Raw genomic sequence first — 18,421 nt, forward strand, 5'->3', positions numbered from 1 at the left:
GGCGTCCTTTCCGTGCAAGGGGGAGCCGGGCCGGGCGGCCCCCGTCACCGCCCGGCCCGGAAGTTCAGGGGTGCTGCAGCGCCGCCATCAGCAGCCCGACGAAGTGGTCCAGGTCGGCCTGCAGGCACGGCTGCTGGTTGTGCTTGCCGGTGCAGCCGGGCGCCCACGTGCTGCCGTCGCCGTAGTCGGCGAAGGTGAACGGGATGGCCTCGGCCGTCAGGTTGGCCGCGGTCACCAGGTTCGTCTCCCGTGCCCGGCTCTCGACCACCGCCTGCAGCGGGTCGACGGTCAGGTCGCCGCCGTTGCCGGTGTAGAGCGCCACGCCCATGCCGCGCAGGGCCGAGACGTGCTGGGCCGGGCTCTGGGCGGTCCAGATCCCGTCGAACGGCCGGATCGGCGGGCCGAAGATCGCGTCCACCGACGTCGTCGGCGTGCCGGACGCCGGATCCAGCGCGGTCTCCGCCACCACCGCGCGTTGTTCGGAGTTCTGCAGGTCCAGGCCGCCGGAGAAGCTGCCGACGTACCCGAAGAGGTCCGGCCGGTGCTCGGCGTAGTGGACCGCGCCGAAGCCGCCCATCGAATGCCCGGCGATCGCGCGGCCGGTGCGGTCCGGGATCGTCCGGAGGTGGGCGTCGATCAGCGGGATCACCTGCCCGAGGTGGAAGTTCTCCCAGTTCTGCGGACCCGAGGCGCCGGGGTTGACCCAGTTCGAGTACCAGCTGCGGCCGCCGTTGGGCTGCACGGTGATCAGCGGCGCCGAGCGCGTCGCCGACTCGGCGAGGTCGAGGTTCCGCTGGGTGTTGGGCAGATCGGCGTTGCCGTGCAGCGAGTACAGCACCGGGTAGCGGGTGGCGGCGGCGTGGTCGTACCCGGCGGGCAGGGTGACCATGACGACGTGCTGTCCCGGGGTCTGGCCCGGCAGGACCGACGGCGTGGGCACCTGGTCGGAGCGCACGGCGAAGGTGAAGGTCCGGTGGTGGTCGTCGACCCAGGCGGGTTGCGCGGTGACGGTCAGCCCGAAGCCGTCGGTGAACCGCGGTGGCCCGCTCTCGGCGGCCGCGACCGGTGCCGCGAGGACCGAAGCGGCGGCGAAGACGGCGAGCAGTGCCGCGGTGCGCGGTAGGTGGCTTTCCATGGTGGTTCCCCTCTCGTTCCGGTGCCGAGCCTGCTGTTTGCGCAGGTGGCGGCACCAGGACGCGGAGCGGCCAAATATGGCCGGTCGGCACGCTAGGGTCGATCGGGAACGCAGGCCGGCGCTGCTGGGGGGATGCGCGGAAGTGACGAGCGGGTTCGGGGCCCTGCTGCGCGAACTGCGGCGGCGGGCGGGGATGACGCAGGACGAGCTGGCCGAGCGGTCGGGCATCGCGGTGCGCACGATCGGCCGCCTCGAGCGCGGCGAGGGCAGCAACCCGCGGCTGGGCACGGTGGGGCTGCTCGCCGACGCGCTGGGGATCGCCCCGGAGGACCACCGGAGGCTCCTGGCCGCAGCGGCCGGCGGAGCTGCGGGCGCGGCCGTCGGCGGCGACTTGGCTGCGGCGGGGGGCGGTGCTGCGGTGGTGGGGGAGGTTTCGGGTGGTGGCGTGGCGGGGGTGGCCGCCGGCAGCGACTTGGCTGCGGCGGGCGGCGGTGCTGCGGTGCTGGGGGAGGTTTCGGGTGGTGGCGTAGCGGGGGTGGCCGCCGGCAGCGACTTGGCTGCGGCCGGCGGCGATTCCGCGTCCGCAGCCATCCCCGGCGCGCCGGCCCCCAGTGCATCGCCGGGCCCCAGTGCATCGCCGGCCGTCGTGCCGGCGCCGCGTGGTGAACTCGCCGATGCCGCCGAGCGGCTCGCCCGGGCCGTCGCCGGGCGGTGGCAGCGGGAAGAAGAACAGCGGCGGATCCACGATCCCTTCCCGCTGCCCGTCCGGTGGCGGCCGCTGCCGGCCCGGCTCACCGACCACTGGGCCAACGTCCGCCGCGTTCCCGCCGGGGGCACCGCCGGGCCGCTGGACCTGTCCGGCGAGCTCGGCGGGATCGACGGCACCTACCGGCGGATCCCGTCCGGGCGGCTGGTGGTGCTCGGCCGGGCCGGGGCCGGCAAGACCGTGCTGGCCCTGCGGTTCGTCCTCGACCGGCTGCGCACCCGCGGCCCCGCCGAGCCGGTGCCGGTGCTGTTCGGCCTCGGCTCGTGGGATCCCGGCGCCACCGTCCTGCGCGACTGGCTGATCGACGGCCTGCTGCGCGACTACCCCGGCCTCGCCGCGGCCGCGCCGGACGGCACCACGCTCGCCGCCGCGCTGGTGGAGGGCGGGTACGTCCTGCCGGTGCTCGACGGCTTCGACGAAATCGCCGACGGCCTGCACCGCGCCGCCTTGGAAGCGCTGAACGGCACCACCCTGCCGCTCGTGCTGACCAGCCGCCCGGCCGAGTACACCGCGGCCGTCGCGGCGACCGACGTGCTCACCGCGGCCGCCGGGGTCGAGCTGACCGACCTCACCCCGGACGACGTGCTCGGCTACCTGCCCCGCACGACCCGCCGCCCGGCGCCCGGCGGCACCGCCGGGACCGTGTGGGACCCGGTCATCGGCGAGCTGGCCGGCGAAACCGGCGCCGCGCTCGCCGCCGTCCTCAGCACGCCGCTGATGGTCGTGCTCGCGCGGACCGTCTACAGCGACGCGCCCGGCGACGATCCGTCGGTCCTGCTGGACCCCCGGCGGTTCCCCACCGCCGAAGCCGTCGAAGACCACCTGCTGGGCAGTTTCGTGCCGACGGTGTACCGGGACCGGCCCCGGTGGGACCCCGGCCGCGCCGGGCGCTGGCTCGGCCACCTCGCCCGGCACCTGGACCGCCTCGGCACGCACGACCTGGCGTGGTGGCGGCTCGGCGGCTCGCTGCGCCGGTCGTTGCGGATCTTCGCCGTCGTGCTCTCGGCCATGCTCGCCACCGCGGTGGCCGACTGGCTGTTCTTCGTGCCCGTGGACATCGCCGCGCTGGGCTTCCTGCCGGGACTGGCGGCCGGGCTGGCCGACGGGCTGCTCGTCGGGTCGGTCGTCGGCCTCGCGTTCGGCCTGGTCCACGGGATGATGGTGGTCTACGGCGGGCTGACGTTCGAGCCGTCGCGGATGCAGGTCCGGCTGCGCGGCCGGACCGGACGGCCCGGTTCCCTCCTGCGCCGCTTCGCCGGCCGGTTCGGTGCCGGGCTGCTCGGCGGGTTCGTCGTCGGGCTCGGCTACGGCCCGGTGACGGTCATCTCGCGGGCCGTCGCGAACGGTTTCCCGCCGGAGCTCGGCGAGCTGGTGCCGACGGCGGCGATCAACACGCTGGTGAGCGGGCTCGTGTTCGGCCTCGCCGCCGGGGCGACCTTCGGGCTGGTCGCCGTGCTGGAGACCCCGCTCGACCTCAGCTCGGCCGCCAGCCCGGGCACGCTGCTGCGCGCCAACCGCACCACCGTGCTGCGCCAGGTGCTGGCCTTCGGCCCGCTGCTGGCCCTGGCCATCGCGGCCGGCGGCCGGATCGTCGTCGACCTCCTCCAGGGGGTGCTCGGGCCGCTGGTCTGGACCCTCTCGGGCGGCCTGGTCATCGGCGCGGTCGGCGGCCTGGGCGGTGCGGTCGCGTACGTCTTCGCCTTCACCGCGTGGGGCCAGTGGCTGGTGGTGTCCAGGGTGTGGCTGCCGCTGACCGGCCGCCTGCCGTGGGCCACGGCGGCGTTCCTCGAGGACGCCTACCGCCGCGGGATCCTCCGCCAGGCGGGCGCGGTCTACCAGTTCCGCCACGCCCGGCTCCAGGACCACCTGGCCCGGACGGCCGGGGAACCGGCGGCGCCCGCGCCGGAAGCGGTGGCGCGGTAGCACCGATTCCTTCGGGGACCGCGCGGTGTCCAAGTCTCCGGAAGCGGCGCGGGCGCCGGTGACCGGAGGCAAGGAGACACGAGTGCGCACCACGATCACCCCCACGCCGGTGGCCCCGGCCGCGGACCGGGCACGGCGAAGGTGGGTGCTGGTCATCACCTCGGTGGCGTCGTTCATGGTCGTGCTCGACGCGCTGGTCGTGGCGACCGCGCTGACGGCGATCCGGAACGATCTCGGCGCGTCGGTCACCGAACTGGAATGGACGGTCAACGCCTACGGCCTGAGCTTCGCCGTCCTGCTCATGACCGCGGCGGCGGCCGGCGACCGCTGGGGACGGCGCCGGGTCTTCGCGGCGGGGGTGACGCTCTTCGCGGCGGCGTCGCTGATCTGCGCGATCGCGCCCGGCGTGGACGTCCTGATCGCCGGGCGGGTGCTGCAGGGCGCCGGCGCCGCGTTCGTGATGCCGCTGGCGCTCGCCCTGCTCGGGGCCGCCTTCCCGGCGCAGCTGCGGGCGAAGGCTTTCGGGGTGTTCGCGAGCGTCAGCGGGGTGGCGGTGCCCCTCGGGCCGCTGCTCGGCGGCGCGGTCGTCGACGGCATCTCGTGGCCGTGGATCTTCTGGATCAACGTCCCGATCGGGGTGGCGCTGGCCTGCTCGGCGCTGACCCGGATCGAGGAAAGCCACGGCCCGGACGCCGCCCTCGACGTCCCGGGCCTGGTGCTGGCCGGTGCCGGTTGCCTCGGCGTGGTGTGGGGCCTGGCGCGGGGCAACGCGGCCGGCTGGACCGGCGTCGCCGTGCTGGGCCCGCTGGTGGCCGGCCTGGCGGCGCTCGGCGCGTTCGTCGCGTGGCAGCGGCGGGCCGCCCACCCGATGCTGCCGCTGTCCCTGTTCCGCGCACGCCGGTTCGCCGCCGGGAACGCCGTGATCTTCTGCCACTGGGCCTCGGCGCTGGGCGCGGTGTTCTTCATGGCCCAGTTCCTGCAGGAGGGACTCGGGTACGGGCCGCTGGCGGCCGGGCTCGGGCTGGCGCCGTGGGGGCTGACGACGACGGTCGTCCCGCAGCTCGCGGGCCGGCTGGTGGGCCGGTTCGGCGAACGGCCGTTCATCGTGGCCGGGCTGGGGTTGCACGCCGTGGCCATGCTCTGGATCGGCCTGGTGGCCGGGCCGTCGGTCGGCTACTGGGTGATCGGCGTGCCGCTGGTGCTGTCGGGGACCGGGATCGCGATGTGCCTGCCGGCGGCGCAGAGCGCGGTGCTGACGTCGGTCGCGCCGCGGTGGCTCGGCAAGGCCTCCGGCGCGTTCAGCGCGATGCGGCAGCTGGGCGGGGCGTTCGGCGTCGCGCTCCTGGTCGCCGGGTTCTCCCTGGCCGGTGGTTACGCCTCGAGTGCGGAGTTTTCCGCCGGGTTCACCGCCGCCGCCGTGGTCAGCGCCGCGCTCGCCGCGGTGGGGGCGCTGGCCGGTTCCGTCATCCCCCGACGTGCGACCGAGGAGTCCGGTGATGTCTGATCCGAAGGCCGACCTGCTGCGCGAGCTGCACCACGGGAAGCTGCTGGTGCTGCCGAACGCGTGGGACGAAGCGAGCGCGGAACTCGTCGTCGAGGCGGGGTTCCCGGTGGTGGCGACCTCCAGCGCGGCGGTGGCCGACGCCCTGGGGCACGGGGACGGCGAACGGGCGCCGTGGCGGGAGATGTTCGCGGCGGTGGCGCGGATCGCCCGTGCGGTGCCGGTCCCGGTGACGGTGGACGCCGAGGCGGGCTACGGCCTGGCGCCGGACCGGCTGGTGGCCGAGCTGCTGGCCACCGGGGCGGTGGGCTGCAACGTCGAGGACACCGACCACCGGGCCGAGGGCCTGGTCGACGCGGCGGCCCAGGCGGACCGGCTGGCCGCGATCCGCGCGGCGGCCGGGACGTCGCTGGTGCTCAACGCGCGGATCGACACCTTCCTCCCGTCGAGCGGCCTTCCGGGCCCCGAGCGGGTGGCGGAGGCGATCCGGCGGGGGCGGCGCTACCGCGAGGCCGGAGCGGACTGCGTGTACCCGATCGGGGTTTCGCACGCGGACGACCTCCGGCGCCTGGTCGACGGCGTGCCCGGCCCGGTCAACGGGAACACCGGCCCGGAACTGGACCTGGCCACCCTGGCGGAGCTGGGGGTCGCCAGGGTGTCCTTCGGGCCGAGGTTCTACCGGGCGGGGCCGGCGGCGCTGCGCGACGGGCTGGCGAAGCTGCGCCGCGCGGAGGGGATGGCGGATGCGTGAGTGGAGGCGAGCCCCGGCGAACGGCTCCCCTCGGGAGGGATGAGCGACGGTGTCGATGACGAACGAGGAGCGGGTGGTGGCTTCCGAGGAGTGGCTGCGGGACGAGTTCGGCTCGCTGCGCCCGGCGCTGCTCGCGCACTGCTACCGGATGATCGGCTCCCACCAGGACGCCGAGGACGCCGTCCAGGAGACCTACCTCAAGGCGGCCAAGGGCGTCGACGGCTTCGAGGGGCGGTCCTCCCTCAAGACGTGGCTCTACCGGATCGCCACCAACACCTGCCTCACCGAGCTGAACCACCGCGGCCGGCGGATGCTGCCCGCCGGGCTCGGGGCGCCCTCGGACGATCCCGGGGCGCACGTCTTCGCCGATGACGCCGTCGCGTGGCTCGGGCCGCTGCCCGACGCCGTGCTCGGCGACCCCGGAGAGGTCGTCGTGCGGCGCGAGTCCGTCCGGCTCGCGCTGGTCGCCGCGCTGCAGCACCTGCCGGCGCGGCAGCGTGCCGCGTTCCTGCTGCGCGAAGTCCTTTCGTGGTCGGCCGCCGAGATCGCGGACGCGCTCGGCGTCAGCGTGCCGGCGGTGAAGAGCCTCCTGCAGCGGGCCCGCGTCCGGCTCGACGAACTGGACCTGGACGGCCCGCCGGAGCTCGGCCCGGAAGACGAACGTGCGCTGCTCGACCGCTACATCGCGGCCTTCGAAGCCGAGGACACCGCGGCGCTGCGCGCGGTCATCCGGGACGACTTCAGCCTCGAAGCCGTGCCGCACCCGGTGTGGTTCCGGGGTCTGGCCGTGTGCCTGCCGTTCCTGGACCGCGCGTTCGCCGCGCCGGGCGGAGCGCCCCGGTTGCTGCCGACCCGCGCGAACGGCCAGCCCGCCGCGGGCAGCTACCGCCTCGACGCCTCCGGTGTCCGGCGCGCCGACGGGCTGTGGGTGTTCACGATCACCGGCGGCCGCTTCGCCCGCGCGGTCAAGTTCCACGACCCGCGGCTGGTGACGGTGGCCGGGCTGCCCGACCGGCTTTAGCGGGGGCGGAGCTTCACACCCACGACGGCGGGTGGTCCGCACCTCAAACGCGCTTGCGGCCCCGGACGCGGCGGACCACGAAAACCCCGGCGGCGACGGCGATCGCGGCGAACACGGCGTACTGGAAGCCCGACGCATACCGCTCGACGAGCGGCCAGTGCTCGCCGAGCAGCCAGCCGGCGACGACGAACCCGGTGTTCCAGACGAGGCTGCCGGCGGTGGTGTAGAGCAGGAACCGCCCGAACGGCATGCGTTCGACGCCCGCGGGCAGCGAAACGAGGCTGCGGAAGACGGGGATCATCCGCCCGAAGAAGACGGCTTTGCCGCCGTGCCGCGCGAACCACGCGGCGGTCCGGTCGAAATCGGCGGTCTCGACGAGCGGGATCCGGGCCACGAGCCGGCGCGTGCGGTCGTGCCCGAGCCGCAGCCCGACCAGGTAGACGATGACGGCCCCGGCCACGGACCCGAGGGTGGTCCAGAAGAGCGCACCGCCGAGGCTGAAGGCACCCCGGCCGGCGGCGAACCCGGCGAGGGGGAGGACGAGCTCGCTGGGGAGGGGCGGGAAGAGGTTGTCGAGCCCGACGACGATGGCGGCCCCGGGCCCGCCGAGCGACTCCATGAGCCCGACCGCCCACCCGGCCACCCCGGTGAGCTCCCCGGCAGTGGTGGGCTCGGCGGGCGAGGCGGTCATGGGGGCTCCTGGGGATGGCGGTTGCGTGCGAAGGTCGGCTGGGGCGGGCTTGCGGGCTGGGGGAGGGCGGCGTGCGCGGGGCGGCTCGAGGGGGCTGGGCCACGCCGCATCCCGTCAGGGGCGGCACCAGCCCTCCGGCGAGAACTGTCAGGCGCCTCTACTCCTTCCGGGAGACAGCCGAAGTCTTGAGCAGGCTGGCCGTGACGGCCGTCGCGAGGATCGCGGCGACCACGCCCAGCGAAAGCGCCGTCGGGATCTTCCAGACGTCCAGCAGCAGCATCTTCACGCCGACCCACACCAGCACCAGCGCCAAGCCGAGCTTCAGGTACACGAACCGGTGCATCACGTCGGCGAGCAGGAAGTACATCGCCCGCAGGCCGAGTACCGCGAAGGCGTTCGACGTGAACACCAGGAACGGTTCCTGCGTGACCGCGAAGATCGCCGGGATCGAGTCGACGGCGAAGACGACGTCGGTCACCTCGATCAGCACCAGGACCGCGAGCAACGGCGTGGCCACCCAGCGGCCGGCCTGCCGGACCAGGAACTTCCCGCCGTGGTCGCCGTCGGTGGTCGGGACGATCCGGCGGAACACCCGCAGCACGGGGTTCCGCTCGTAGTCGACCGTCTCGTCCCGGTGCAGCGCCATCCGCACGCCGGTGAGTACCAGGAAAGCGCCGAACACGTACAGGATCCACGCGAAGCTCGCGATCAGCACCGAGCCCGCGGCGATGAACACCGCCCGGAACACCAGGGCACCGACCACGCCGTAGAACAGGATGCGGTGCTGGTACTCGCGGGGGACCGCGAAGTAGCCGAAGATGATCGCGAACACGAAGACGTTGTCGACGGCCAGTGACTTCTCGATGACGTAGCCGGCGAAGTACTGGCCCGCGAACTCCGCGCCCCAGGCCCACCAGACCACGGCGCCGAAGGCGAGCCCGAGCACCACCCACGCGCCGGACCACGCCAGCGCCGACCGGACGCCGACGACGGGCGACTTGCGGTGGGCCGCCAGGTCGATCGCGAGCATGGCCAGGATGACGCCGAGCACGGCGGCCCAGGCCCAGAACGGGACGGTCACGAGACGCTCCTCCGGTTCGGTGACGAACCGGAGGTCTCCCCGGTCACCCTCAGGGTGACGCCGGCACCGGGCTGCTCGCGGGCAGCCGGACTGACGATGCCGGACCGGGCGGGTACTCCCCTCCGATGACTGCTGCCACCAGAATGACGAACTGCACTTCGTCTGTCAAGTTCGGACGTCTACTGTGGCCGGTATGGCTTCGTGGACGTTCCTCAGCAACCACGCGCACGTTCTGCTGTGCGTGGCCGCGGATCCCGACCGGACGCTGCACGACATCGCCGAGCGGGTCGGGATCACCGAGCGCGGCGTGCAGCTCATCCTCGCCGACCTGATCGCCGAGGGCTACCTGGAGCGTGAGCGCGTCGGGCGGCGCAACCACTACAAGATCCACCCGGAAGGGCGGCTGCGTCACCCGCTGGAGGCGCACCACCGGGTGGCCGACCTGGTCGCGGCGCTCGGCCTCGAACCCACGACCCCGGCCTGAATCCACCCGTCCGGGGATGCCGGCCGCGCTCAGGACCTGAACCAGGCCGCCGAATCGGGTGCCACGGCGTCGGACTCGGTGCTGGCGAGCACCACCTCGCCCCACTCGCCGGGCGCCGCGAACGGCGTGGTGCCCGTGTTGAGCACGCACACCAGGTCCCCGCGCCGGAAGGCGAGCACCGCGTCCGCACCCGTTGCCTGCCACGCCACCGGGCCCGGCCGGCCGAGGCGCAGGTCCTTCCGCGCCCGGACGGCACGGCGGTAGAGGTGCAGCGTCGAGAACGGGTCCTTCTCCTCGACGTCGACCGCGTACCGCGCGAACCACTCCGGCTGCGGCAGCCACGGCACCCCCGTGCCGAACCCGAACGCCGGCGCGTCCGCCGTCCACGGCAGCGGGACCCGGCAGCCGTCGCGGCCCTTCTCGAGGCCGCCCGTCCGGTGGAACACCGGGTCCTGGCGGGCCTCGTCCGGGAGGTCCTGGACCTCCGGCAGGCCGAGTTCCTCGCCCTGGTACAGGAACACCGAGCCCGGCAGCGCCAGCAGCAGGAGCAACGCCGCGCGGGCCCGCCGGTCGCCGAGCTCCGCGTCGACTTCGCCGCGCGGGCGCATCAACGCCGCGAAGGCGTCGTTGCTCGCCGGGGCGGGTTCGGGGCGGACGAGGCCGTAGCGCGTGACCGCCCGGTGGACGTCGTGGTTGGCCAGCGTCCACGCCGCCGGGGCGCCGTGGACCTGCGTGCGGGCCGTGGCGCGCTCGATCGCCCCGCGCAGGGCGGGTGCCTCCCACGGCTGGACGAGCAGGTCGAACGAGAACGCCTGGTGCAGCTCGTCCGGGCGCAGGTAGGCGTCGAGGTCGGCCGGGTCCGGGACCCAGACCTCGCCGACCAGCAGCAGGTCGCGCTCCGGGCCGTAGCCCGCGGCGAGCGCGTGCCAGCGGCGGAAGATGTCGTGCACCTCAGGCCGGTTCCAGCTGTAGGCGTTGTAGCTGCCACCGGCCGGGTCCCAGTCGCGCAGGGCCGCGTCCTTGACCAGGCCGTGGCAGACGTCGATGCGGAAGCCGTCCACGCCGCGGTCGAACCAGAACCGCAGGACGTCGTCGAAGTACGCCAGGACCTCCGGGTTGCGCCAGTCGAAGTCCGGCTGTTCGCGGGTGAACAGGTGCAGGTACCACTGCCCGGGCGTGCCGTCGGGCTCGGTGACCCGGGTCCACGCCGGCCCGCCGAAGACCGACTGCCAGTTGTTGGGCGGCTCTTCGCCCCGGCCGTCGCGGAAGACGAACCGCGCGCGCTCGGGCGAGCCGGGACCGGCGGCCAGCGCCGCGGTGAACCACGGGTGCCGCTCCGAGCAGTGGTTGGGCACCAGGTCCATCAGGATGCGCAGGCCGCGCGCGTGCGCCTCGGCGACCAGGCGGTCGAACGTCTCGAGGCTGCCGTAGTCGGGGTTGACGCCGTGGTAGTCGGCGATGTCGTAGCCGTGGTCGGCCTGCGGTGACGGGTAGCACGGGTTGAGCCAGATCGCGTCGGCGCCGAGCCCGGCGATGTGCCCGAGCCGCTCGATCACCCCGCCGAGGTCGCCGACGCCGTCGCCGTCGCTGTCGGCGAACGAACGGACGTAGAGCTGGTACACCACCGCGTCGTCCCAGAACGAGCGCGGCCGGGAAGGAGTCGAAGGCACCCCGGGATCCTCGCACGCGCCGGGTGGTTGACTGGGGACCATGCCGGTCGGGGTGCACGAGGTCGAGGTGTTCGAAAGCTCGCGGGCGAGGCTGGAAGCGATCGCCTACCGCCTGCTGGGGTCGGCGAGCGACGCCGAGGACGCGGTGCAGGACACCTTCCTGCGCTGGCAGGACGCCGACCGGGCCCGCATCGAGACGCCCGAGGCGTGGCTGACGAAGGTGCTCACCAACCTCTGCCTCAACCGGCTCACCTCGGCACGGGCCCGGCGCGAAACCTACGTCGGCCAGTGGCTGCCCGAGCCCGTCTTCGCCGGCGACCGGATGCTCGGTCCGTCCGACACGGCCGAGCAGCGGGAATCGGTCTCCATCGCGGTGCTCACGCTGATGGAACGGCTGACCGCCAAGGAACGCGTCGTGTACGTGCTGCGCGAGGCGTTCGGTTACCCGCACGCCGAGATCGCCGAGGTGCTCGACCTCACCGAGGCCAACTGCCAGCAGATCCACCGGCGGGCCAAGCAGCACCTGGCCGCCGACCGCCGCCGGGTCGAGGTCGACGCGGCCGCCGCGCGCAAGATCGTCGAGGAGTTCCTCGCCGCGGCGCTCAGCGGCCGGACCGACGCACTCGTGAAGCTGCTGGCCGACGACGCGGTCAGCGTCGGCGACGGCGGCGGCGCGGTCTTCTCGGTGCCGCGGCCGATCACCGGAGCCCTGCGGGTGGCGCGGTTCCTGCGGACGCTGTTCACGCCGAGCGAGGCGAAGGGGGAGATGGTCGGCGGCCGCCCCGACCTGTACGCCGCGGTCGCCAACGGCGTTCCCGCGCTGGTCATGGTGGTCGGCGACCGGGTCGCCGGCGTCTTCACGCTGGACGTCACGGACGAGGGCGTCGCCGCCGTCCACGCCCAGGCGAACCCCGCCAAGCTCGCCCGCGCCACGCGCCGGTGGGCCGCCTCCGAGCACGGGGAGCCGCTCGCCGGGAACTGGTGACCCAGGTCACAGCGAGCTCCTGTCAGATTTCGCGCCGCTGTCCGGTTCAGGGAGCACACACCGACCGGACAAGGAGCAGAACCATGAAGCACCGCATCGTCGTCCTCGGGGCCGGGTACGCCGGAGCCAATGCCGCCGGGCGGCTCGCCAGGCGGCTGCACCCCGCCGACACCGAGGTCACCCTGGTGAACGCCGACCCCGAGTTCGTCGAGCGCGTCCGCATGCACCAGCTGGCGACCGGGCAGGACCTGAAACCCCGCCTGCTGACCGACGTCTTCGCGGGCACCGGCGTCCGGGTGCGGATCGCGCGGGTCGCCGCCGTGGACGCCGAACACCGGACCGTCGCCCTCGACGGCGGCGAAGAGATCGCCTACGACACGCTCGTCTACGCCCTCGGCAGCACCGCCGCCGCCGTTCCGGAGCACGCCCACAGCGTCGCGGGCAAGGAGTCCGCGCTGCGGGTGCGCGAGCGGCTGGCCGGCCTCGCCGCGGGCGGGACCGTGCTCGTCGCCGGCGGTGGCCTCACCGGCATCGAAGCCGCCGCGGAGATCGCGGAAGCCCGGCCGGACCTCGACGTCGCCCTCGCCACCCGCGGCGGCCTCGGCGACTGGCTGAGCGAGAAGGGCCGAAACCACCTGCGGCGGGCGTTCGACCGGCTCGGCGTCACCGTGCACGAGGACACGGCTGTCACGAGGGTCGAGCCGGCCGCCGCGGGCACCGCCGACGGCCGCACGATCCCGGCCGGGGTGACCGTCTGGACGGCGGGGTTCGCCGTCCACCCGATCGCCGCGGCCACCACCCTGGCGGTCGCCGAGACGGGGCAGATCGTCGTCGACGACACGATGCGGTCGGTCTCGCACCCGGACGTCTACGCCGTCGGCGACGCCGTGTACGCCCGGGGCGGGCACGGCACACCGCTGCGGATGTCCTGCGCTTCGGGGATTCCGACGGCGCACCTGGCGGCCGACGCCATCGCCGCCCGCCTGACCGGGCGCCCGGCGCCGGAGAACAAGATCGGCTACTCGGTCCAGTGCGTGAGCCTCGGCCGCCACGACGCCGTCATCCAGCAGGTGACCCCGGACGACCTGGCCAAGCCCTCCGCGGTGACCGGGAAGACGGCCGCCCGGATCAAGGAACTGGTCTGCCGGTCCGCGGCCTGGAGCGTCGCGCACCCCACCATGCTCGTGCCGGGCCGCCGCCGGCACCTCGCCGCCGCCGGAGAACCGGGCGAGGTCACCCGCCCGCGGGCAGGCCGGTCCGTGCCTCGGTGAAGCTCAGCGGGCGCAGGGACAGCGTGTACTCGTAGGTCCGGTCCGCCGCGACCTGGCTCTTCTCCCGCACCGGGTTCGGCGTGTCGCCGACGCCGGTGACCGCGTGCTCGGCGTGCAGCGTGAACCAGCCCGGGTTCCGCTGCAGCTGGAACGAGTAGGCCGCCCGGTCCAGGTCGTCGTACGGCGTGACGCTGACGTCCCGCATCCCGCTGACCAGCAGCCCCGACCGCCGCCCGTCGGTCAGCAGCGCCCAGCGCGCGTCGGTGTGGTTGCCGTGGTCCTGCGGGCGGTGGTAGTCGATGTATTGGTCGTCCACAGTGGACTTGTTCACCGCGATCGGGGTGCCGTCCTTGCGGTCGGTGTAGCTCTCCGCGGTCCGGCCGTACCAGCTGAACCGCCGGAAGCTGTCCGGGACGCCCAGCGAGACCCCGATGCGCGGCAGGTAGTTCAGCGTGCGGATCGTGCCCTGCGGGGTCACCTTGTGGCCCAGCCGCAGCACGCCGGCCGAGTCCACTGTGTACGTCATGGTCTGGTCGAACCACGCGCCCGCCACGTCCGGCGCGGCCACCCGGCTGTCCACCACGACGCTGACGCTGTTGCCCGCCCGTTCCACGCGCACGCCGGCGACCGTGGTCCGCAGGCGGTCGAGCCCCAGCTTGCGCCAGTCCTCGCCCTCGGCCCGGCCCCAGGCGAACGTCTCGTTGCTGATCGGGGCGCGCCAGGCGTCGAGCTTCGGCCCGCTCGCCAGCAGTTCGGTGCCCCGCGACCTGATCGAGGAGAGCGTCCCGGTGCGCTTGTCCACCTGGTAGCCGACCGGACCGGCCTGGACGGTGACCGCGTCCGCGGTCTCCCCGGTCGTCACCCGGCCCCAGCCGGGCGGGGCCGGGTCGAGACCGGGCACCCGCGCGCCGCCGAGCGGGAACTGGTCGTGCGCCAGGACGTGCCCCGTGGGCAGCGTCGGCGCCGGCGTCTTGACGACCGCCTCGACGGTGAGGAAGCGTTCGCGGTCACCCGCCTCGGCCGGCAGCGGGACCCGGCCGGTGGTGGCCGCCGCGACGCGCAGCGGCTGCTGTCCGCCGGTGATCGTCTTCGAGCCCTCGGTGACGCGCCACCTGAGGTCGACGTCGCCGGTGTCGCTGAACTGGCGTTCGTTCGTCACCGACAGCACGCCTTCGGCGTAGGCGAACCGCAGGGGCTGGTGCGCCCACGCCAGCTGCGTGGTTTCCGGCTGCGGCGTGCGGTCCGAGCCGACCAGTCCGTCCACACCGGACAGGCTGGAGCCGTAGGACAGGTACGTCCCGCGCTCGGTCACGCTGTCGAAGTCGAGGGCCAGCAGGGCACCCGGGGCCGGCGCCGGCCCCGCGAGCTCCGCCGGGGTGAGCGCGCGGTCGTGGATCCGGACGTCGTCCACCAGGCCGCGGCCCAGCCAGCCGATGTTCGACGGGTCCGTCCAGGACGTCTCGAAGTCGCGGCCGATGTTCACCTCGGCCGACGAGGAGTCGATCGGGCCGCTGAACGCCTTCTGCCCGATTTCCCGGCCGTCCAAGTACAACCGGAGCACGGCGCCGTCGTAGGTGCCGCTGACGCGGTGCCAGTTGCCGTAGAAGTCCGCCGGGACCGGGGCCTGCACCGCGATCCAGGTGCCGCTGTGGATGAAGAACTCGAGCGTGTTTTCGTTCTTCAGCTTCAGCGTGTACTGGTGGTCGCCCTTGGCGATGATCGGGAACTGGCCGGTCCACTTGCCCGGTTTCACCCACGCGTCCAGGGTCAGCGCGGTGCCGGTGAGGTCCAGCCTGCGGTCGCGGTAGACCTCGGCGAAGTCGTCCAAACCGGACAGTTCGAGGGCCTTGCCGCGGTGGCCGTCGACGAGCTTCGCCGTTCCGGAGAGGTGCGTGGCGATGTCGTGCCCGGACCCGTCCGGGACCGCGCGGATCCGCTGCCGGATGTTCTGTTCGGCCCAGTCCCAGACGAACCCGCCCTGGGTCTGCGGGTGGGCCCGGATGATGTCCCAGAACTCGCGGAAGTTGCCGAGGCTGTTGCCCATCGCGTGCGCGTACTCGCCGAAGATGAGCGGCTTGGTGGTCTTCTCCGCCTGGTCGGCGAACTTCTCCGGGGACGGGTACCGCGGGCCCCAGACGTCGGCGTAGGGCGCGTCGCCGTCGGGGTTGTTGGACTGGTGGTAGATCGGGCGCGTCGGGTCGTTGGCCCGCAGCCAGTCGGCCATCGCGTAGTGGTGGGCGCCGAGGCCGGCTTCGTTGCCGGTGTCCCACAGGAAGACGCTGGGGTGGTTCTTGTCGCGTTCCACCATGCCGATCAGCCGGTCGAGGAAGGCGTCCCGCCATTCCGGCTGGTCGGCCTGGCACCAGCTCGCGCAGTTCTCGTGGTTGTGCGTCTCTATGTCGACTTCGTCGTCGATCCAGAGGCCGTTTTCGTCGGCGAGCCGGTAGAAGTACGGGTCCGACGGGTAGTGCGACGTGCGGACGGCGTTGACGTTGAGCTGCTCCATCAGCGCGACGTCGCGTTCCTGTGCCGCACGGGGCACGTGCCGGCCGTGGCCGGGGTCGGTCTCGGCGCGGTTGACGCCCTTGAAGAGCACGCGCTTGCCGTTGACCAGCAGCTGCCTGTCGCGGATTTCCAGCTCGCGGAAGCCGGTGGTTTCGCGGGTGATGTGGGTGGTCCGGCCGTCCGGGCCGGTCAGGGTGAGCACGGCGGTGTAGAGGTTCGGCGTCTCGTCGGTCCACTTGGCGGGGTTCCGCACGGGCAGGGTCAAGGCGGCCGCGGCGCCGGTGTCGCCGACCTCGACGTCCTGGGAGGTGGCGGCGACCTCCCGGCCGGCTTTGTCACGCAGGCTGAGCCCGACGGTGTGCTTCCCGGTGCTCCCGCCCGGTTTGCGCGCGACCTCGACGGCGGCGGTCAGGACCGCGTCGGTGTAGGCCTGGTCGAGGTCGGTCCGCAGCGTGACGTCCCGGATGTGCGTCGCGGGCGTGGAGGTGAGCGTCACCGACCGGAAGATGCCCGCGTACCGCCACTGGTCGTAGTCCTCGAGGTAGGCACCCGCGCTCCAGCGGTGCACCTGGACGGCGAGCCGGTTGGGGCCGGGCCGCAGCGCGGCGGAGATGTCGAACTCCGCGGGGGTGTAGCCGCCTTGGTCGTACCCGATGTACTGGCCGTTGACCCACACGAAGTACGCCGAGGTGACGCCGTCGAAGCGCAGGGAGGTGCGACGCTGGGCCCAGCCGGCGGGCAGGTCGAAGTCGCGGGTGTAGGCCGCGGTCGGGTTGACGTCCCGGGGCACTTCGGGCGGGGCGTCGGGCTGGATCTCGGTGGCGATGTTGCGGAAGACGGGGTGGTCGAGGCCGTCGGTCTGCCAGGTGTGCGGCACGGAGACCTCCCGCCAGCCCGAGGTGTCGTACCCGGCGTCGTGGAAACCGGCGGGGACCTGGGCGGGGTTGTTCGCCATGGCGATCCGCCACCGGCCGTCGAGCGTCTTGGTGAACGGCGTCTGTTCCGGTCCCCGGACGGCGGACTCGACGTCGGCGTACGGGGCGAGGAACGCGTGCGGCGGCTCCTGGCCTTCGCCGACCTTCCGCGGGTCTTCGAGGTAGGAGTAGACGTCGCCGACAGCCGCATCGCCCTGGCCGGCGGGCACCAGGGTCCCCGCGAGAGCCAGCAGGACCACACTCAGAGCGCGCAGCCGCACGGGAGGAACCTCCATGTTCCGACAAGATCCGGGCAGAACCCAACAAGATGGAACAGGAAGCCCCGAACAAGGTCAATAGGACATTCGGTGCGGAACCAGGCATCACGCGTGATTGGAGGGGCGACACGCGTGATTGGAGGGGCATCACGCGTGATTGGCGGGGCGACACGGGTCAGCGGTGCTTGCGGGCCATCCACTGCCAGAGGTGGGTGCCGCCGGTGCTCGGGTCGTTGCGGGCCACGTAGATCCACGACCAGTGGCCGGGGAACTGGTGGCCGTCGCGGATGACGTGGTCGTAGAGCGTCAGTTCCGAGCGGGGGATGAGCTCGTGCGCGTGGACGGTGTTGGCCTGCGGGTCCACCGTGTCGTCGTCGAGGGACGCCACCAGCCAGGTGGGGGTGCCGATCGCGGCCAGCTCGGCGTCGGGGATCAACGGCGGGTCGCCCGCCTTGCGGCCGGTGACGACGCCGCAGATCGGCACCGACGCCGCGAACGTCCGGGGGTAGACCGTGGTCATCTTCAGGCTCATGTAGCCGCCGTTGCTGCAGCCGGCGACCAGGACGCGGCCGGGGTCGACGGCCCGCGTGCTCGCCACCTCGCGGATGATTTCGTGGATGAGGGGCGCGAAGCGGGGCCCGTCGTCCATCCAGGCGGACGTGCTCTGGGGGACGACGACGTGGGCGCCGTCGAAGATCGACTGGGCTTCCCGGGTGGCGAACCCCAGCGCGCCCCGGTTGGCGCGCAACGTGGTCTCGTTGTCGTAGTAGCCGTCGGGCAGGGAGGCGCCTTCGCCGCCGCCGTGGAGCCAGACGATCAAGGGGCGCCTGCCACGTCCGGCCGCCGGCGAGTACAGCCGGTACTTCATCCCCGAACGTGCGGTGTGGTGGGTGAAGGCGTCGGCTTCGGGGTTGGCCAGCCGGCCCTGGGTGAACGAGGTGAAGGTGACCGGGCGGCCGTGCCGCAGCCGGACGGGGGCGTTCTGCGTGATGGTGTAGACCAGGTCGAGCCGGACGTTGCGGCTCTTGGCGTTGACGTAGCCGAGGGTGTTGCCGCCGGGCCTGCCTTCGGCGTGGCTCAGGGCGAGCACGATGTTGCCGCGGGGGTCGAGCCGCGCCGCGGTGACGGCCCGGTCGAGGTCGTAGCCGACGTCCTGGCCGCCGGTGTCGATCGGGCTGGTGGCCTTGGCGTGCACGCCGAACGTGCCGGTGGTCAGGCTCGCGGGATCGATCGGCCCGGTCCGCGCGGTCTCCAGGGTGATCGAGGTGATCTGTTCGCCGCCGTCGAGCGTTTCGGCGCCGAGGGTGAAGCGCACGCTGCCGGTCTGCCCGGCGTGGGCGAGGCCCGGCAACGCCAGTCCGGCGGCGAGGCCCGCCCCGGTGGCCAGTGCGGTGCGACGGCTGAACGCGTTCACCATGCGAACTCCTTTGTCCGGGCGCGCTCCA

At 73.5% G+C, this 18,421-nt stretch carries 13 protein-coding genes; 7 read left to right on the top strand and 6 right to left on the bottom strand.

The annotated features are described in order from the left end of the window. Window positions 1-64 precede the first annotated feature (64 nt). The gene (locus ACWEGE_RS24830) at window positions 65-1,135 is read right to left on the bottom strand and encodes an alpha/beta hydrolase (protein ID WP_449662836.1); all 1,071 of its coding nucleotides are present in this window, start codon (window positions 1,133-1,135) and stop codon (window positions 65-67) included. Window positions 1,136-1,277: 142 nt separating this feature from the next. Here ACWEGE_RS24830 and ACWEGE_RS24835 point away from each other — a divergent pair, with 142 nt between their 5' ends. The 4 genes from ACWEGE_RS24835 to ACWEGE_RS24850 all read left to right on the top strand — a co-directional run bounded on the left by ACWEGE_RS24835 (window position 1,278) and on the right by ACWEGE_RS24850 (window position 7,097). Then, complete coding sequence (locus tag ACWEGE_RS24835; RefSeq protein ID WP_449662837.1) at window positions 1,278-3,824, top strand: helix-turn-helix domain-containing protein; 2,547 nt, start codon at window positions 1,278-1,280, stop codon at window positions 3,822-3,824. An 82-nt stretch (window positions 3,825-3,906) separates the two neighbouring features. Then, window positions 3,907-5,328, top strand: a complete 1,422-nt coding sequence (locus tag ACWEGE_RS24840; protein WP_449662838.1) for a DHA2 family efflux MFS transporter permease subunit — start codon at window positions 3,907-3,909, stop codon at window positions 5,326-5,328. Then, on the top strand, window positions 5,321-6,076 hold the full coding sequence (locus ACWEGE_RS24845; RefSeq protein ID WP_449662839.1) for an isocitrate lyase/PEP mutase family protein: 756 nt from the start codon (window positions 5,321-5,323) through the stop codon (window positions 6,074-6,076). The genes ACWEGE_RS24840 and ACWEGE_RS24845 overlap by 8 nt, the downstream gene beginning before the upstream one ends. Before the next feature lie 55 nt (window positions 6,077-6,131). Further along, the gene (locus ACWEGE_RS24850) at window positions 6,132-7,097 is read left to right on the top strand and encodes an RNA polymerase subunit sigma-70 (RefSeq protein ID WP_449662841.1); all 966 of its coding nucleotides are present in this window, start codon (window positions 6,132-6,134) and stop codon (window positions 7,095-7,097) included. A 43-nt stretch (window positions 7,098-7,140) separates the two neighbouring features. On the opposite strand, the gene ACWEGE_RS24855 is transcribed toward ACWEGE_RS24850, so the two are convergent. After that, window positions 7,141-7,788: a DedA family protein gene (locus ACWEGE_RS24855; protein ID WP_449662842.1), complete on the bottom strand. Its 648-nt coding sequence runs from the start codon at window positions 7,786-7,788 to the stop codon at window positions 7,141-7,143. A gap of 157 nt (window positions 7,789-7,945) precedes the next feature. After that, window positions 7,946-8,869 carry a TerC family protein gene (locus ACWEGE_RS24860; RefSeq protein ID WP_449662843.1) on the bottom strand — a complete coding sequence of 308 codons (924 nt, stop codon included), beginning with the start codon at window positions 8,867-8,869 and terminating at the stop codon, window positions 7,946-7,948. 193 nt (window positions 8,870-9,062) lie between these two features. On the opposite strand from ACWEGE_RS24860, the gene ACWEGE_RS24865 reads away from it, so the two are divergent. Next, window positions 9,063-9,353, top strand: coding sequence for a helix-turn-helix transcriptional regulator (locus ACWEGE_RS24865; RefSeq protein ID WP_449662844.1), 291 nt, complete (start codon window positions 9,063-9,065; stop codon window positions 9,351-9,353). A 29-nt stretch (window positions 9,354-9,382) separates the two neighbouring features. Here ACWEGE_RS24865 and ACWEGE_RS24870 read toward each other — a convergent pair whose 3' ends face one another. After that, complete coding sequence (locus tag ACWEGE_RS24870; RefSeq protein WP_449662845.1) at window positions 9,383-11,023, bottom strand: glycoside hydrolase family 13 protein; 1,641 nt, start codon at window positions 11,021-11,023, stop codon at window positions 9,383-9,385. A 40-nt stretch (window positions 11,024-11,063) separates the two neighbouring features. Here ACWEGE_RS24870 and ACWEGE_RS24875 point away from each other — a divergent pair, with 40 nt between their 5' ends. Both ACWEGE_RS24875 and ACWEGE_RS24880 read left to right on the top strand, forming a co-directional pair. Further along, on the top strand, window positions 11,064-12,008 hold the full coding sequence (locus ACWEGE_RS24875; RefSeq protein WP_449662846.1) for an RNA polymerase sigma-70 factor: 945 nt from the start codon (window positions 11,064-11,066) through the stop codon (window positions 12,006-12,008). An 83-nt stretch (window positions 12,009-12,091) separates the two neighbouring features. Beyond that, a complete protein-coding gene (locus ACWEGE_RS24880; protein ID WP_449662847.1) occupies window positions 12,092-13,279 on the top strand; it encodes an NAD(P)/FAD-dependent oxidoreductase in 1,188 nt (395 codons plus the stop codon). On the opposite strand, the gene ACWEGE_RS24885 is transcribed toward ACWEGE_RS24880, so the two are convergent. Both ACWEGE_RS24885 and ACWEGE_RS24890 read right to left on the bottom strand, forming a co-directional pair. After that, window positions 13,242-16,979: a glycoside hydrolase family 2 TIM barrel-domain containing protein gene (locus ACWEGE_RS24885; protein ID WP_449662848.1), complete on the bottom strand. Its 3,738-nt coding sequence runs from the start codon at window positions 16,977-16,979 to the stop codon at window positions 13,242-13,244. The genes ACWEGE_RS24880 and ACWEGE_RS24885 overlap by 38 nt on opposite strands. A 172-nt stretch (window positions 16,980-17,151) precedes the next feature. Continuing rightward, window positions 17,152-18,393, bottom strand: coding sequence for a prolyl oligopeptidase family serine peptidase (locus ACWEGE_RS24890; protein ID WP_449662849.1), 1,242 nt, complete (start codon window positions 18,391-18,393; stop codon window positions 17,152-17,154). Between the last annotated feature and the right edge of the window lie 28 nt (window positions 18,394-18,421).

Source organism: Amycolatopsis sp. NPDC004747 (assembly GCF_053601335.1).

Bases quoted from the DNA above. Each gene is read 5' to 3' on its own strand.
- ACWEGE_RS24875 (WP_449662846.1), top strand. From the start codon at position 11,064: ATGCCGGTCGGGGTGCACGAGGTCGAGGTGTTCGAAAGCTCGCGGGCG.
- ACWEGE_RS24850 (WP_449662841.1), top strand. From the start codon at position 6,132: ATGACGAACGAGGAGCGGGTGGTGGCTTCCGAGGAGTGGCTGCGGGAC.
- ACWEGE_RS24855 (WP_449662842.1), bottom strand. From the start codon at position 7,788: ATGACCGCCTCGCCCGCCGAGCCCACCACTGCCGGGGAGCTCACCGGG.
- ACWEGE_RS24865 (WP_449662844.1), top strand. From the start codon at position 9,063: ATGGCTTCGTGGACGTTCCTCAGCAACCACGCGCACGTTCTGCTGTGC.
- ACWEGE_RS24880 (WP_449662847.1), top strand. From the start codon at position 12,092: ATGAAGCACCGCATCGTCGTCCTCGGGGCCGGGTACGCCGGAGCCAAT.
- ACWEGE_RS24830 (WP_449662836.1), bottom strand. From the start codon at position 1,135: ATGGAAAGCCACCTACCGCGCACCGCGGCACTGCTCGCCGTCTTCGCC.
- ACWEGE_RS24890 (WP_449662849.1), bottom strand. From the start codon at position 18,393: ATGGTGAACGCGTTCAGCCGTCGCACCGCACTGGCCACCGGGGCGGGC.
- ACWEGE_RS24845 (WP_449662839.1), top strand. From the start codon at position 5,321: ATGTCTGATCCGAAGGCCGACCTGCTGCGCGAGCTGCACCACGGGAAG.